This window comes from Tsuneonella sp. CC-YZS046, from assembly GCF_035581365.1.
Lineage (GTDB): Bacteria > Pseudomonadota > Alphaproteobacteria > Sphingomonadales > Sphingomonadaceae > JAWKXU01.
This window is the reverse complement of record NZ_CP141590.1, coordinates 2,118,811-2,135,497: the sequence shown is the minus strand read 5'-3', so window position 1 is coordinate 2,135,497 and position 16,687 is coordinate 2,118,811. Positions and strand designations below refer to the sequence as shown.

The following is a 16,687-nucleotide window of genomic DNA, read 5'->3' as shown; positions in this document are numbered from 1 at the left end:
CTTCCCGCAGCGCGGGGTCCGGCCCTGGGGCGGCGGTCATGCTGATCGGGGTCGACGTCGGCGGGACCTTTACGGATGTGGTATCCATCGGCGAGTTCGGCATCAGGACGATCAAGATCACGACCGACAGCCGCAATACCGAGCTGGGAGTGATCGCCGGCGCCCGGGAGATAGGGGTGGAGCAGGCGCACGCCTTCAACCACGCCAGCACCCATGGCCTGAACGCGGTGATTACCCGCCGCCTGCCGAAGATCGCGTTCCTAACCTCCATGGGGCATCGGGACATACTCGACGCGGGCCGCACCTGGCGTCCGGTCGCCGACCTTACCAATCCGCACTGGCGCCGCCATTTCGGGGATGCGGCAATGCCTCTGGTGCCACGCTATCTGCGCCGGGGGGTGGTCGAGCGGATCACCACGGAAGGCGAGGTGCTGATCCCTCTGGACGAGCGGCAGGCCCGGGAGCAGATCGCCGTGCTTAGGGAATGCGGGGTCGCGGGCGTCGCGATCTGCCTGCTCAACAGCTATGTGAACCGCGTTCACGAGGAACGTCTGAGCGAGATCGTGCGCGAGGAAATGGGCGATATTCCCTGCTCCATTTCCAGTGAGGTATCCCCGCTGGCGAAGGAATATGATCGCGCCTCGACCACGGTGATCGATGTCTTCATGCATCTGATCTATAGCGACTATACGCAGCGGCTGGACGAGGGCCTGCGCGCGCTGGGGTTCCGGGGCAAGCTCAATTACGCCAATTGCGCCGCCCAGCTGCTCTCGTCAGAGGTGGCGATGGAGCGGCCCTATCAGATCGTCTTCGCCGGGCCTGCCGCCGGGGCGGTGGCCAGCACCCATTTCGGAAAGATGGTGGCCAAGGGCAATCTCCTGTGCGCGGACATCGGGGGAACCTCCTGCGACATCAGCCTGGTCAGCGACTTCCGCCCCTATGTGAACACCACCTTCGAGCTGGAACACGATCTGGTGGTGAACGCCTTGTCGGTCGAGGTTTCCAGCATCGGCGCGGGCGGCGGCAGCCTGGTGTCTATCAGCAATGCCGGGGAGCTGCAGGTCGGCCCCGGCAGCGCCGGTTCGGAACCCGGCCCCGCGTGCTACGGCAAGGGGGGGACGGACCCCACCATGACCGACACCTGCCTGCTGATGGGGATCATCGATCCTGACAATTTCGCGGGCGGGCGGGTCAGGCTCGACAAGGGCCAGTCGAAACGGGCTTTCGAAAGGCTGGACACCAGCCTGCCGTTCGAGGACCGGGTCCGCTTCGCCTTCCATGTGGGGCTCAACAATATCGCCGAAGGCCTGACCAACGTGACCATCCAGCATGGGATCGACCCGCGCGATTTCAGCATCATCGCGTTCGGCGCCGCCGGGCCGATGCTGCTGCCCTCGGTGCTGGACAAGCTGCACGCGGCCGAAGTGATCGTCCCGCCCCATCCCGGGCTTTTCTCCGCGCTGGGGCTGGTCAGTTCGGAGCAGACCTACAGCGACAGCCGCAGCGCCTATCGCACCCTGGCGCCGGAAGTCGCGCCGGAGATCGACGAGGTCTTCCGGGAAATGGAAGCGAATTTGCGGGAGCGCCTGAAGGACAGCCATCCCGACCCGATCTTCATCCGCGCCTTCGATGGCCGCCTGCTCGGCCAGAGCTGGGAAACGCCGTTCATCCCCATTCCGCCCGGAAAGATCAGCCCGGAAACGGTGCTGGAGATGATCGAGAACTTCCACAGCGGCTATGAGTTGCGGGCGGGCAATCGGTTTCCCGGCATTCCGGTGCAGAGCGTGACCTACAGGGTGGAAACGGTGATGCCCACGGCGAAGGTCGATTACCCCCGGCTGGAACGGCGTTCCGAGGGCGCTCCCGCCCCCGACCGCGTGATAACCTTGCATTATCTCGCCCCGGAACCGATCCAGGCGGGCGAATATCGCCGGACCGACCTTCGCTTCGGAGACGAGATCCTGGGGCCGGCGGTGATCCGGGAGGAAAGCGCGACCACCTTCATCCTCAGCGGCCAGATCCTGTCGGTGGGCGAGTTCGGCGAATTGTATATCCGGCGGGCGGACAATCTGTGGTGAGGCTCGGCAGCAGGGACAGCGCGCGCGCTTCTTCTCCGGCCCGGCCGCTGCCGGCGGGGGAGGCATATGGAAGGCCGGATGCCTCCGCACCCGCATCCGGCCCGACCGGGGCGGATGCCCGCCCGATCCGCGAGCTTACCGAGAGCGAATTCTTCGAACGCTACAATACGGATCGGTTCACCGCATCGATTCTGGCGAACCGGATGCAATATATCGTGAAGCACATGAGCACGGTGCTGCTCACCACGTCCTTCTCGATGATCCTGCGGGAATGGTACGATTTCGCCGCGACCATTTCCGGCCCGCCGCAGCTCAACTATCCGATGAGCACCGGATCGGACAGCCTCTCCATCTTCATGTTCACCATGGCCGACGGGGTGCGCAACATCGTGGAGGAATTCGGGCCGGAGAACATCCGGCCCGGCGATGTCCTGATAGCCAACGACCCCTATCGCATCGGGCTGCATGTGAACGACGTCTGCTTCATCCGCCCGGTCTTCTATCGCGGCGAGCTTGTCTCCTTCGTCACCATCAGGGCGCACCAGCTCGATATGGGCGGGATCGTCGCCGGCGGTTTCAGCGGCTCCAAGCACAATGTCTATGAAACCGGCCTCGTGATCCCGCCGATCCTGCTTTATCGCGACGATCAGCCGCAGCGCCCGACCTTCAACCTGATCTTCGACAACGCCCGCTTCGGCGACCTGCTGCTGCCGGACATGAAATCCCTCTACCAGAGCCTGCTGCTGGGCGAACGCCTGCTGATGGAGAGCATCGATCGTTACGAGATCGACGCGTTCCTCGGGGCGATCCGCTATTGCTGCGACGTGTCGGGCGACGCGATGCGCGCGGCCATTCGCGAGAAGATCCCCGATGGCGTGTATGAAGGCGAGGATGCGCTGGATTGCGACGGGGATAGCGAAGATCGGGAATGCCGCCTGAAAGTGAAGATCACCAAGGTCGACGACCGGATGGAATTCGACTTCAGCGGCACCTCGCGGCAGGCGGCCACCAGCATCAATTGCGGCCCGCTCGACGTGAAGGCGGCGGTCGGCGTGGCGCTCAAGATGGCGATCGAGCAGAAGACGCCGCTTTCGTCCGGTTGCTTCCGCACCATCGACATCGTGCTTCCGCCGGGAACCTTCGTCAGCGCGACCCCGCCGCTCGGCCCGATCTTCATGTATTGGGAAGCGTCGTTCGTGGTGGTCTCGGCGATCTATCGCGCGCTTGCCGATGCACTGGGCGAGGATGCGGTCGGGCCGGATTTCGGCTCGATGATGGTCCATAACGGCAGCGGCCAGTGGCCGGACGGCACGCCCTGGCTCTCGGTATCGACCTGCGGGGGCGAGCATGGCCCGTGGGGCGCGACCAGGGCCGGAGACGGCGACAGCTACACCGTCAATCACACCGGCAACAATCTCGATCCCGCGACGGAAGCGATCGAGGGGAGCATTCCGGTGGTGGTGATGCGCAAGGAATATGTCACCGACAGCGGCGGGCCGGGCAGGCATCGCGGCGGCGCGGCGGTGATGCGCGACACGCTGTGGCTGGCCGAAGGCGGCCACAATCTCACTTCCCTTCATGCCAAGACCCCCGCCGGGATCGGGGTGAACGGCGGCGGCGACGGCACCTCGCAGGCCTGCTGGCTGTTCCCCGCGCAAGCCGCGGACCTCAAGCGGAGCGCCGCCGACCTGATCGCGAACGAAGACGCGATCTATGCCCGCTCGGAACCCATCGCGGGAATGCTCGACCCGGACAGCAAGCAGCTCGACCCCCACGGCCGGTATTTCTATTTCGGCTCCCGCCCCGTCTGGCAGCTCGGCAGGGGATGCGCATTGCGCTTCCGCACCGGCGGCGGGGGCGGCTGGGGCGATCCGCTGGAACGCGATCCGGAAATGGTCAGGCGCGACGTGCGCGACGAATATGTCAGCATCGCAGGCGCCCGGCGCGACTATGGGGTGATTATCCGGGGCGATCCGGTGAGGCACCCCGAAAAGCTCGAGATCGACCTTGCCGCCACCCAGGCCTTGCGCTGGGAAATGAAAGCCGCGCGGGGCGGTTAGGGGAACGGCTTTGGAAACGCTCGAGGGCATGCGCCTGTTGCTCAAGGTGGTGGAATGCGGCAGCCTTTCGGCGGCCGGCCGCGCCTCTGGCCAGTCCCCGGCGTCGGTTTCCCGCAAGATCGCGCAGCTGGAGGACGAGATCGGGGCGAAGCTGTTCAACCGGACCAGCCGCAGCCTGTCCCTCACCCATATCGGGGAGGTCTATTACGAGCATGTCGCCCGGATCGTGGGCGAGATCGACAATCTGAACATCGCCATCTCGGAGCAGCAATCCGTCCCGCGCGGGACTTTGAACGTGCGCACGCAGGCCAGCATCGCCACCAGGTTCCTGGCGGACGCCTTGCCTTCCTTCCTCGAACGCTACCCCGATATCGTGCTGCAACTGTCCCTGGGCGAGTTCGCGCCGGATCTGGACAACAATCGCATCGACGTGGATGTCAGGGTCGGAATGCCGGACAATCCGGACCTGATGATCCGCAAGCTCTCGCCCGGGGTGGAGCGCATTCTCTACGCCAGCCCCGAATATCTGGCGAAGCATCGCAAGCTGTCCGGCCCGCAGGACCTGCTGAACCACAATTGCCTTTCCCTGCAGATCGCCTCGGCGGAGGAGCAGAGCTGCTGGTTCTATCGGACCCCAGCCGGGATCAAGGAACTGAGAGTCTCGGGCAACCTGATCGTCAACGATGCCGCGATTCTTCACGAGGCGGTGATTTCCGGCATCGGCATCGGCCTGCTGCCCGCCTGGATGGCGGCGGACGATCTCGCCACGGGGCGGGCGGTCCGCATCCTGCCCAATGTCGAGATGACCCAGACCGTGTTCGATTTCGGGCTTTACGCGGTGTTCCGGAAATCCGATCTGATCCTTCCCAAAGTCCGGGTGTTCGTGGACTTCCTGGTCGAAACCCTGCGCCGCAAGGATGCGGAGATTTCCCGCATCGCGATGAAGGCCCGCAGGCAGAGCGCGGAGACGGACCGGCGGGCGCCGGATGCCCTGCGCTGGATTCATCCCAAAGGGATCGGGTCGCGCTGATTTCGCGATATTTTCCAAGCTAATTCAATATCCTGCAATCATCTTTTCGGATTTTGAAAAGATGTTGCTCGGTCTTTGCGTCTTTTCACATAGATGCGCTGTCTCCTACTCTTCCGGACCAGAGAAGAACGACAGATTGGTCGAGGCCCGAGGGCACCCCCGGGCCGGAGAGGTGCAGGATGAAATTCGCCTACATGCCCGATACCCATTTCGGTGTGTACGATCAGGCCCCGCCGTCGCCGCGGGAAGCCGCCGATGCTTTCGAGCAGATCGTGGAAGAGGCGGTGCTGGCCGAGGAGCTGGGCTTCGACGGCGTGTTCCTGCCGGAGCGCCATGCCCGGGGCGAAACCTTCGTTCCTTCGCCCCTGCTGGCGGCCACCGCGATTGCCGCGCGCACCTCCCGCATCCGCATCGCCACCACCGTCCTGCTGCCGACCCTCTACAATCCGATGCATCTGGCCGAGCAGGTGGCGTTGGTGGACAATCTGTCGCGTGGCCGCTTCACGCTGGGCGTCGGGGTCGGCTACCATCAGGATTATCACCGCTATTTCGGCATCCCCTGGGAGCAGCGCGGCAAGCGTTTCGACGAGATCCTGGATGTGCTTCACCTGGCCTTCGCCGGGGAGCGCTTCAGCTATCAGGGCGAATTCTACCAGTTCGACGATGTCCAGCTGACCCCGCGCACCTATCAGCGGCCCGGCGTGCCCATCTGGATAGGAACCCACAGCAAGGGCAAGCCGCTGGAGCGCGCGCTCCGGCATGATGGCTGGGTGCTGTGGACCCAGCCCGATTGGGACGAGAACGAGCAGTGGATCGCGCAGACGCGCGCCCGCGCCGCGGCGGGCAAGGGCGACTGGACGGTGGTGCTCAACCAGGATGGCTGGATCGGCGACGATCCGGCGGCCACGCGGGCGCGCCATGCGCCCCGCTGGCTGCGGGAGGCCAGCTTCTACGACGAGCATGATTTCGACGGCGAGATCAGCCCCGATGGTGACACCAGCAAGGCCGACGAGGCGGAACTGGCGATCCGGGATTTCGAAAGCCGCCAGTGGCATTTCGGAACGCCCGAAAGCTGGATCGCGCGGGTTCGGGAGATGGAGCGCCGGTTCAAGCCGGACTGGCTGAATTTCCGGCTCCGCACCCCGAACATGGGCAATGGCCCGCCTTACCCGAGCGGAGAGGAAGCGAAGGAAGCGATCCGCCGGTTTGGCACCGAAGTGCTCCCCGCATTGCGCGGCGGAAAAGCCGCGTGACCGGCACGGACGATCGAGAAGGAGAGAGCGACCAGATGGCATTGGATAGTGTGGAAGGCGAATATGCGATCGGAGTGGATGTGGGCGGCACGCATACCGACCTCATCATGGCCACCCCGAAAGAGCTGGTGCGCAGCAAGGCCTTCACGACCCACGGCAATTACAGCGAGGGCATCCTTCGCGCCATAGGGCTGGCGGCCGCCCAGATCGACCGGACGACGGAAGATGTGCTGTCGCGCTGCAGCGCCTTCGTCAACGGTTCGACCATCGTCACCAATGCCATCACCGAATTGCGCGGCGCGAAGGTCGGGGTGCTGATTACGCGCGGCTTTCGCGACACCTTCCGTCTGGCGGGCGGCGCCCGGACCCAGGATTATGACGATCACCTGCAGGTTCCCCCGCCCGAAGTGGTGGAGCGCGATTGCGTCGTCGAGATCACCGAGCGGGTGGAAAGCGCCGGCCGGATCATCGTTCCGCTCGACGACGAGGAAGTGCGGGCCGGGATTCGCACCCTGAAGGCCAATGGCGCGGAAGCCATCGCCGTATGCTTCCTGTGGTCGTTCCAGAACCCGGCCAACGAATTGCGCGTGGGGCAGATCCTGCGCGAGGAATTTCCCGGCACCTTCTTCACCCTGTCGCATGCGACCCACCCGGTGATCGGCGAGTTTCCGCGCTTCATGACCGCGGTGTTCAACTGCCTCTCGCACCGCGCCACCACGCGCTACATAGACGGGCTGAAGGCGGAACTGGGCAAGGCCGGGTTCAAGGGCGCGATGACCTTCTTCCAGGGCATCGGCGGCTCGATCGGGATCGACGCGGTCGAGGAAACGCCGATCACCCTGATGCAGTCCGGCCCGGCCGGGGGCGTGATGGGCGCGCGCCAGATCGCGGAAAAGCTGGGCATCCGCAATGTGCTGGTCGGCGACATGGGCGGCACCAGCTTCGACACCGCCGTGCTCGCCAATCTCACCCCGACCGTCGCGCGGGAAGCGTCCTTCGGGGCCTATCGCACCGGGATCAATATCCTGGACATCGTGTCGGTCGGCGCGGGCGGCGGCAGCATCGCCTGGCTCGACGGGCGCGGCGTTCCCCAGGTCGGCCCGCACAGCGCCGGATCGGAACCGGGACCGGCCTGCTACGCCAGGGGCGGGACGCGCCCCACGGTGACGGACGCCAATGTCATCCTCGGCCTGATCGACCCCAACAATTACCTGAAAGGCGCGCATAGGCTGGATGTGGAGGCCGCCCGCAAGGCCGTGGAAACCCATATCGGCGCGCCGCTGGGCTGGTCGGTGGAGCGCGCCGCCGCCGCCATCTACGATCTCGCGGTGATCGAGATGGCCAATGCGCTGCGCATGGTCAGCGTGGAGCGCGGCTATCATCCGCGCGATTTCACCTTCTTCTCCTATGGCGGAGGGCTGGGCCTGTTCGCGGTGGAAATCTGCCGGCGGCTCGGTTGCCCTACCATCGTGGTGCCAGACAATTGCTCTGCGTTCTCGGCCTATGGCGTGCTGACCGCCGATTATGTCCGCCAATACAACCGCACGGTCAACTGGATGCTGGATGACCCTTCGCAGGTCGATCAGGTCAACGCCGCGCTGGAGGACATGCTGGCCCAGGCGCGCCTCGACGCGCAGAGCGAGAACATCGACATCGCCGCGCTGGAGATCGAGCGGGCGGGCGAATTCCGCTTCCTCGGGCAGGTCCACGAGGTGAGCCAGCCTCTGTCGGACCGGCCCTTCACCGAAGAGGATGCTCCGGCGCTCGCCGCCGCCTTCCCGGATGTCTATGAGCGCAGCTATGGGGAGGGCACCGCCTGGAAGGGTTCTTCCGTGGTGCTGGTCAATCTCTCGATCAAGGCCGTGTTCCGCCGCGAGAAGCCCGCCGGGCGGGAGCAGGAGCCGGTCCAGTCGGCCGCTTCGCCGGAACCCGTCTCGATCCGCCGGATCTACCAGCCCTTCCTGCGCGAGGCGGCGGATGTTCCGGTCTATGCCGAAGCGGCCCTGCCGCCGGGCACGGAGATCGCCGGCCCCTGCATCGTCGATGTCGGCGACACCACCATTTACGTGCCGAGCGGGGCCGTTTGCTCCCGCGACCGCCATTTCAACTTCAACCTCTCGCTGAGCGCCTGAGCCGAGGAGGAAGCGCATGGACATGATAACCTCGAACCAGTTCGACATCATCGATGTCGAGGTGCATCAGAAATCGATCCGGAACATCGCCAGCGAAATGGCGGTGACGCTGATGCGCACGTCCGGCTCCCCCGTGGTGACGGACGCCAAGGATTTCAGCACCTCGATCCTGGACGACAAGGTGGAGCAGCTGACCTTCGCCGGGCACGTCACTTTCCACGTTTCCACCTCGGTGGCGGGCGTGGAGGCGGTGCTGCGCAACAACCGGCTGGAGGACATCCGCCCCGGCGACGGCTTCATCTGCAACGATCCGCACAGTTCCGGCGCGATCCATCAGGGCGATGTCGGCATCGTCATGCCCTTCTTCGCGAATGGCGGGATCGTCGGCTGGGGCTACGTCAATGCGCATCTGCTGGACGTCGGCGGGTCGGCGGTGTCCGGCTTTGCCGCGGGCGCGTTCGACAATTATTCCGAGGCTCTGGCCTTTCCGGCGGTGCGGGTGATCCGCGACGGCCGGATCGACGAGCAGTGGCAGCGCTTCATCGGCAACAATGTCCGGATGGCGGGCACCGTCATCAATGACATTCGCAGCATGATCGCCGCCAACAACGTGGGAAGCCGGCGGATCGAAGCGCTGGTCGACGAGATGGGGATGGAGCGCTTCCGCCGCCTCAACGAGGAAGGCAAGAACCTCTCCGAGCGCGCGATGCGCGACATGATCGCGAAACTTCCGGACGGGACCTACGAAAGCGTCGACTGGGTCGAATATGACGGCCGGGGCTTCGAGGGGCTTTACGAGCTGCGCGTGCGCCTGATCGTGCAGGGCGACGAGATGACCCTGCAGTATCGCGGCGGCCCACAGGTCAACTGCTTCATCAACGGCGCGTGGCCGGCGGTGGTCGGCCAGTCCTGGACCACGCTGCTGGCGCAGCTTGCCTACGACATTCCGGTCAATGCCGGGATCTGGCGGCCGGTGCGGTTCGATCTCGGGCCGGCCGGCACCATCGTCAACTCGGTCGTCCCCGCGCCGGTCACGATGGCGCATATCCAGACGGGGATGCGGATCAACAAGCTGCTGGCCGATGTCATTTCGCAGGCCTGCGCGCTCAGCAGCGATCCCGGGATAGCCTCGCGCGTGGCCAGCCAGTCGGCGCAGGACCAGACCTATTTCACCGCCTTCGGCATTGATCGCCGCAACGGGCAGCCCACCGTGGCTTTCCCGATGTCGGTGGGCATGTCGACCGGCGGCCCGGCGCAGACCAACAGCGACGGCATGGAAGTCTATGCGGCGCAATGCATGTCCGGCTGCGACATGCCGGACGTCGAACTGGAGGAAACCAGCCAGCCGGGGATGATCCTGTGGCGGCGCATCGCGCGCGATACCGGCGGGCCGGGCGTGAGCCGGGGCGGGCTGGGCGTCGATACGGCGATGGCCATCACCCACTGCGAGCAGATGAACGGCGGCGCCTATACCAACACCGCGCTGATCCCGCCGCGCGGCGCGGTCGGCGGCTTTCCGGGCGCGGCCGGCGCGTGGAAGATGTGGCGCGACACCAACCTGCTGCGGCTGATGGACGAGCAGGTCTTCCCGGACGCCGGCAACATCGAAGGGGACCAGCCGCGCACCACCGCCACGGTCACCGAGTTCCAGATCAACCGGGGCGACATCTACGACGTTATCCATGGCGGCGGCGGGGGGCTGGGCGATCCGCTGCGGCGCGACCCGTCCCTGGTCGCGCGCGATGTCGCGAACGATTTCGTGTCCCCGGGTGTCGCCCGGGACATCTATGGGGTCGTTCTGGACCCGCTCGGTGCCGTTGACTACGAGGCGACGAAGACCCGCCGCGCGGAGATCCGCGCCGCCCGGATCGGCAAGCAGCCTTCGCGCGAAATCTCTGAAAACGCTCCGCTTTTCTCGCCGCTCAGGATCGAGGGCGGGGATTGGCGCTGCACCCAATGCGATGAAGCGCTCGGCTCCGCCACGCAGAACTGGCGCGATCATGCGATCGTGGCGGAAACCGAGATTTCCGAACGATTCCAGGAACTCCGCTCCCAGGTAAGGCCGCGCCAGGATGGCGACCCGGTGGTGATGCGCGAGCATTACTGCCCCGGCTGCGCGTCCTCCCTGTCGGTCGATATTGCGCTCGCCGGCAGCGGTCCGGCTCCGCAGAGCCGGCCGGGGGTGATCGACCCGTTCCCGGAGAGCCTGATTCTGAACAGCTGATAAGAAATATCATTTTAAAACAAAATATTACTTAATTCAATATCCATAGGGATCACAAGGAGGGTGAAAGAAATGAAACGGCGTCCATCGATAGCTATGGCTCTATGCGGAAGCTCCCTGATCTGTCTCGCGGCTGCCCCCGCGATGGCCCAGGATGAAAGCACCGGCATCCAGGAAATCATCGTGACGGCCCAGAAGCGGCAGGAATCGCTCAACAAGGTGGGCCTCACCGTGAATGTCCTGTCCGGCGACGCGCTGAAGGAACGGCAGATCGCGAGCATCCAGGATCTGACGGCGGCGGTTCCTTCGATGTCTTATGCCGATACGCCGACCTCCGCGCCGATCATCTCGCTGCGCGGGATCGGTTTCTACGACACCACGCTTTCCGCCACGCCCGCAGTCAGCCTGTATATGAACCAGGTGCCGCTGGCCTATCCGATCATGGCCGGGCACGGCATTTTCGATCTCCAGCGGGTCGAGGTGCTGAAGGGCCCGCAGGGCATTCTGTTCGGGCAGAATTCGACCGGCGGCGCCATCAACTACGTCCCCGCCGGCCCGACTGACACGCTTTCCGCCGGAGCGCGGGTCACCGTGGGCAACTACAATCTGGTTTCGGAAGAGGCCTATCTTTCCGGCCCGCTGTCGGACACGCTGGGTTTCCGCCTTTCACAGCGGATCGAACACGCATCGGGCTGGCAGAAAAGCCTGTCGCGCCCCGACGGGCCGGACAGCCGCAACGGGAAGAAACGGGTATATGAAGGCCGCTTCCTGCTGGACTTCGAGCCGAGCGACACGGCCAAGTTTCAGCTCAACCTGAACGGCTGGCTGGACAAGGGCGAATCGCAGGCCGCCCAGCTGATCGGCTTCAATGTCCAGATCCCCGGTTTCGGCGATCCGGGCGTTCTGGCATCGCCCCTTGCCCCCCGCAAGAACGAGGCCGCCGACTGGGTTGCGGGCCTGCCCAAGCGCGACAACAGCTTCTGGCAAATCTCCCTGCGCGGAGACATCGAGCTGTTCAGCGACGTGACGCTCACTTCGGTGACGGCCTATTCGCGGCTGAAGCAGAACGAACGGACCGACTGGGATGGCACGGCCTTTGACGAACAGCTGTACAACCCTGAAAAGGGCAGCATCAAAAGCTTTTTCCAGGAACTTCGCCTGAGCAACGGGGCCAGCAACCGGCTGCGCTGGATGGTCGGCGGAAACTATTCGGATGACAAGATCGCCCAGTCGAGTTTCTACCGCTGGAACGTCGCCTCCACTGCCAATGCGTTTGGAGTGCATGGTCAGAATATCTTCTATGTGGATCAAAAGACCAAGTCCAAGGCTGCCTTCGCGAACCTGGAATATGACGTCGTGCCACAGATCACGGTAAAGGGCGGCATCCGCTATACCGAGAGCAAGCTGTCCACCAACAACTGCGGTGCCGATATCACGCCGCCGTATAACGTTGGGGAAATATTCTACGGTGCCGGCAATTATACGCCCGGAGCTTGCTATCCGATCAATGATCTTGGGGTAACCTTTGCCGGCGTGGCGCCTGGCACGCCTGGCCGCTTCTTCGACAGCGAGAAGGAAGACAATGTCTCGTGGAAGCTGGGGCTGGACTGGAAGCCCGCCGATGGAACGCTGGTCTATGTGAACGTGGCCAAGGGCTACAAGAGCGGCGGTTTCCCGTCGATCGGCGCCTCGGTGTGGAGCCAGTTCCTCAAGCTCAAGCAGGAATCGGTGCTCGACTATGAAATCGGCACCAAGCTGTCGCTGCTCGACCGGCGCCTGCAGGTCAATGCCGCGGCGTTCTATTACGATTATCGCAACAAGCAGCTGCGCGCCCGCAACATTGATCCCGTCTGGGGCAATCTGGACGTGGTGCAGAACATCCCCAAATCCACGGTCAAGGGGGCCGAACTGGAAATCACGGCGGTTCCGGTCGAAGGGCTGACGCTGATGGCGGCCGGTTCCTACACCAAGGGCGAAATCGACAGGTTCACCGGCATCAACGCCGGTGGCATCCAGGCCGATTTCGCGGGCACGCCAATGCCCTATTCCCCGAAGTGGAACCTCTCTTTCGACGGGCAATACAAATTCCCGGTTGCCGAAACGCTGGACGGTTTCCTGGGCGGCACCGTCACCTACCGCTCGAAGACGATTTCGGTGGTGGGCGGCGAGCAAAATCCGCCCGATGCCGTGCCGAACACCTTCCCGCTGTTCGGCATCGATTCCTATACCCTGGTCAATGCCCGGGCCGGGCTGGAAGGCGAGCACTGGCGCTTCGAGGTCTGGGGCAAGAACATCTTCAACAAATATTACTGGAACACCGCTTACCCCGCGTTCGACACCATCGTGCGCTATACCGGGATGCCGGCGACTTACGGGGTGACTCTCAGCCTGACCCTGTAAGGGTGATCGGGCGGCGCGACAGGGGGCAGGGCGCACCTGCCCCCTTATCGGCCAGTCATCGGGTGGAACGGGCCTTCGCCCTCAACGCACTTCAATCGTGAGATGCTCTATTTCATGCACCGGCTTCAGGCGCTGCCTGATAGTCTCGTGATCCGCGCCGATTGCGCTCACGATCGCGGCATGGGCGCCCGGGCCTACCCGCCATACGTGCAAATCCGTGATCCTGGCATCGCCCGGTCCTTCGACCTGCTGCTTGATCTCGTCTTCCAGTGCCGGATCGGTGGCGTCCAGCAGCACGGCGGAGGTGTCGCGCATGAGCGCGAATGACCAGCTGGCGATGACAATGGCGCCGACGATACCCATTACCGGGTCGAGCCATATCCAGCCCAGATAGCGGCCGCCCAGCAAGGCGGCGATCGCCAGAACGGAGGTCAGCGTATCGGCCAGCACATGCATGTAGGCGGAGCGCAGATTGTTGTCGTGCTCGTGAGGATGCCCATGATCGGTGGGGTGATCGTGACCGTGGCCGTGATCGTGCCCATCCCCATGCCCATGTCCGCCCAGAAGCAAGACGCTGACGATGTTCACCAGCAGGCCGATAATCGCGATGGCCGTCGCTTCCGTGAACGCCACGGCACGCGGATCGAGAAGCCGGGCAAAGGACTCGACCGCGATGCCCATCGCAACGAGGCCCAGCACCAGAGCGGAGGCAAATCCGGCGAGATCGCCGATCTTGCCGGTGCCGAAGCTGTAGCGCCGCCCATGGGCGTGGCGCTTTGCGTAGGCATAGGCCGCGGCCGCTATCCCCAGGGCGCCGGCATGGGTCGCCATGTGGAACCCATCCGCCAGAAGGGCCATGGAATTGAAGGCTATGCCGGCAACGATCTCGCCCGCCATCATGGCGGCCGTCAGCAGCACGACCCACAATGTGCGGCGCGCGTTCCGGTCATGCCGCGCGCCCAGAAACACATGATCGTGGGTAAGGGTCTGAATTTCACTATCGAGCGACATTGCCGTCTCTACTTCGCATAGCGGCGGATGGTCGCGAGAAGTTCGTCCGCGCCCTGTGCCCGCTCTTCACTCGTGAGGCCGGGATTCAGCACATGCTCGCGCATATGATCTTCGACCAGCTCATCCATCAGACCCAGCACCGCGCCGCGAACCCCGGCCACCTGGTGCAATATGGCGGCGCAGCCTGCCTCTTCGGTGATCGCGCGCTCTATGGCGGCAATCTGGCCGGCGATGCGCCGGACTCTCGCGAGAAGCTGCTCCTTGTTCGATTTCGTATGTGCCATAGGATACCCCCCTATCCTATATAGGCGCGTTTCGCAATGCGGCCAAATCGGACGTTCCATCTTGCAACCCATTGCGGGCGATCAGGAGGTTATCAGGTCGGCTTGATTGTCGATGGCGCGGTCATGCTTTGTGCGACCTCTCGCAATTCGCCACGGGCCTGCCGGACAATCTGCCATCCGCCGCTGACGCCAAGACCCGCGAGGATAGCGGCCACGGCGATGTCGGGCCAGCCCGTCCCCGTTCCGAACACCCCGACCGCGGCGGCGACAACGGCGATATTGCCGATCGCGTCGTTGCGGGAGCAGATCCAGACCGAGCGGCGATTGGCGTCGCCATCGCGGTGCCGCCAGAGCATGACGGCGCAAGCCAGATTGGCGATCAGCGCTATCACGCCGATCACGCCCATCGTCTCGGCCTGGGGCAGGGTTCCCGCCAGCGCCATCCATACCGTGCTGCCCAGCACCCACAGGCCCAGCACCAGCAGCGACGCGCCCTTGAGCAGCGCCGCCCGCGCCCGCCATCGCAAGGCCAGGCCGGCAACGCCGAGGCTGATCGCGTAATTCGCGCTGTCGCCCAGGAAATCGAGCGCGTCGGCCTTCAGTGCCGCGGATTGCGCGGCGACGCCCGCGATGATCTCCACCGCGAACATGCCGGCATTGATGACGAGAGCGATCCACAGCACGCGTCTCCACGATGTGTCGGAAGTCGAAGGAGGAACTTCGCATCCCCCACAGCATCCACCCGCCATTTGCCACCTCGAATCTTGCAATCCGATCCCTATATGCACCCTGTAGCAACTACAGGGTCAAGCCCATGGCATTCACAATCGGCGAACTCGGCAAGGCGACCGGGACCAAGGTCGAAACCGTGCGCTATTACGAGCGGATCGGCCTGATCCCGAAACCGCCGCGCACCGATGGCAACTATCGCAGCTATGGCCGGCCGGAACTGGAGCGCCTTTCCTTCATCCGGCGCGCGCGGGGTCTCGGCTTCTCGCTCGATCAGGTGCGCGCCCTGCTCGACTTGTCCGATGATCGCGACCGGGATTGCGCGATGGTGGACATGGTGGCGAGGCAGCATCTGAACGAGGTCGAGCGGAAGATCGCGGACCTGACCGCGCTACAACGCGAACTGGCCGCGCTGCTGCAATCCTGCAGCGGTGGCTCGGTGGCGGATTGCAGGATCATCGAAGCCCTGGGACCGGCGCCCATATCGCCCGCGGCGGCCGGACAGGCGACATGATCGCCGGCGACGGCAAATGACTGAAAAGCTGCGTGCAAGATGTGCGGGCGGCGCTCGCGATCGGGCAGGAGGCCGCTGCCCTAGGAACGAGTTTCTGCCTCATCAATTTCAATCAAGTGGCGCTCGAATACGCCACGGCTGAATAAGGCTAGTTCCGATGACCAAATTATTCCTCGCGTTGGCTTGTTCGACTGCCCTGCTTGCAGGGTGCGATAATTCCCGGGACCGCGCGGAAGACAAGCTGGAAGCGGACGCGGAAGCCAGCGCGGTTGCCGCTGGACCGACGATTGCGGCGCTCGGTCTGACGGAAATGCAGATCCTCAATGCCGACCTCCTTGGGGCCAATGGAATTGATCTGGGAGATGTGGAAGCCGTCCTGAAGGGACCGGACGGCAAGGTGGACCGCCTGCTTGTCGAAGTCGAAGACAGCAATCCGGACAAATTCGTTGCCGTGCCGGTCGCCGGCCTGGCCGTCATCAGGCAAGGCGACGACATCGATCTGTCCTCGGAAATGACCAAGGCCGAGCTTATGGCTCTTCCGGCCGAGCCAATCCCCCGGCCGTAACGTTCCATTCCCTGGAGCTTCATTTCACGGATGTGGCGGGGCACCCGCCTGAGCCGATGCCTGATCTGTAGAAGCACCTGTGCAGAAAGGGCTTGAGCCTTTCCTACATGCCTCCTCTCTGCCACATCAGGGGGTGGCTCTTTCGCACCGTCTATCCTTGATGCACCGCCGTGTCGCGCAGTGGAGTTTTCCGCATGCGGACCGTGTATGCGGCTGCCTTTTTCGGCGCCGATCGGTCCGGTAATTTTCTTTCCCTGAACAGTGTCAACCCTGTCAACCTTGGTGCCTCTTGCGGCAGGCTCTTGAGTGATTTCGAAGCAAGTGGAATCACTTGCTGACACGGAAATCACGGAAAACGGGTAAATTCCAGACTTACTCCGATTCAACCGGAACCGGAGTAAGTCTGG

General features: G+C 64.1%; 12 protein-coding genes. 9 read left to right on the top strand and 3 right to left on the bottom strand.

Annotated features, from left to right (window positions below):
- Nucleotides 1-38 precede the first annotated feature (38 nt).
- From U8326_RS10490 to U8326_RS10460, 7 genes are all read left to right on the top strand, one after another.
- On the top strand, nt 39-2,078 hold the full coding sequence (locus U8326_RS10490; RefSeq protein ID WP_324740205.1) for a hydantoinase/oxoprolinase family protein: 2,040 nt from the start codon (nt 39-41) through the stop codon (nt 2,076-2,078).
- Nucleotides 2,075-4,138 carry a hydantoinase B/oxoprolinase family protein gene (locus U8326_RS10485; RefSeq protein WP_324740204.1) on the top strand — a complete coding sequence of 688 codons (2,064 nt, stop codon included), beginning with the start codon at nt 2,075-2,077 and terminating at the stop codon, nt 4,136-4,138. Before U8326_RS10490 ends, U8326_RS10485 begins: the two co-directional genes overlap by 4 nt.
- 10 nt (nt 4,139-4,148) lie before the next feature.
- Nucleotides 4,149-5,168 carry a LysR family transcriptional regulator gene (locus U8326_RS10480; RefSeq protein ID WP_324740203.1) on the top strand — a complete coding sequence of 340 codons (1,020 nt, stop codon included), beginning with the start codon at nt 4,149-4,151 and terminating at the stop codon, nt 5,166-5,168.
- Nucleotides 5,169-5,347: 179 nt separating this feature from the next.
- Entirely contained in the window at nt 5,348-6,421 is a 1,074-nt protein-coding gene (locus tag U8326_RS10475; RefSeq protein WP_324740202.1) for an LLM class flavin-dependent oxidoreductase, read from the top strand.
- 35 nt (nt 6,422-6,456) lie between these two features.
- Entirely contained in the window at nt 6,457-8,553 is a 2,097-nt protein-coding gene (locus U8326_RS10470; RefSeq protein ID WP_324740201.1) for a hydantoinase/oxoprolinase family protein, read from the top strand.
- Between the two features lie 16 nt (nt 8,554-8,569).
- Nucleotides 8,570-10,777 carry a hydantoinase B/oxoprolinase family protein gene (locus U8326_RS10465; RefSeq protein WP_324740200.1) on the top strand — a complete coding sequence of 736 codons (2,208 nt, stop codon included), beginning with the start codon at nt 8,570-8,572 and terminating at the stop codon, nt 10,775-10,777.
- A 72-nt stretch (nt 10,778-10,849) separates the two neighbouring features.
- Complete coding sequence (locus tag U8326_RS10460) at nt 10,850-13,177, top strand: TonB-dependent receptor (RefSeq protein WP_324740199.1); 2,328 nt, start codon at nt 10,850-10,852, stop codon at nt 13,175-13,177.
- Between the two features lie 81 nt (nt 13,178-13,258).
- On the opposite strand, the gene dmeF is transcribed toward U8326_RS10460, so the two are convergent.
- From dmeF to U8326_RS10445, 3 genes are all read right to left on the bottom strand, one after another.
- Nucleotides 13,259-14,188, bottom strand: coding sequence for a CDF family Co(II)/Ni(II) efflux transporter DmeF (gene dmeF / locus U8326_RS10455; protein WP_324740198.1), 930 nt, complete (start codon nt 14,186-14,188; stop codon nt 13,259-13,261).
- 8 nt (nt 14,189-14,196) lie between these two features.
- Entirely contained in the window at nt 14,197-14,472 is a 276-nt protein-coding gene (locus tag U8326_RS10450; protein WP_324740197.1) for a metal/formaldehyde-sensitive transcriptional repressor, read from the bottom strand.
- 92 nt (nt 14,473-14,564) lie between these two features.
- The gene (locus tag U8326_RS10445) at nt 14,565-15,221 is read right to left on the bottom strand and encodes a cation transporter (RefSeq protein WP_324740196.1); all 657 of its coding nucleotides are present in this window, start codon (nt 15,219-15,221) and stop codon (nt 14,565-14,567) included.
- Between the two features lie 65 nt (nt 15,222-15,286).
- Between U8326_RS10445 and U8326_RS10440 the strand changes: the two genes are divergently transcribed.
- Nucleotides 15,287-15,715 carry a helix-turn-helix domain-containing protein gene (locus U8326_RS10440; RefSeq protein WP_324740195.1) on the top strand — a complete coding sequence of 143 codons (429 nt, stop codon included), beginning with the start codon at nt 15,287-15,289 and terminating at the stop codon, nt 15,713-15,715.
- 157 nt (nt 15,716-15,872) lie between these two features.
- Entirely contained in the window at nt 15,873-16,280 is a 408-nt protein-coding gene (locus tag U8326_RS10435; RefSeq protein WP_324740194.1) for a PRC-barrel domain containing protein, read from the top strand.
- Nucleotides 16,281-16,687: the final 407 nt, after the last annotated feature.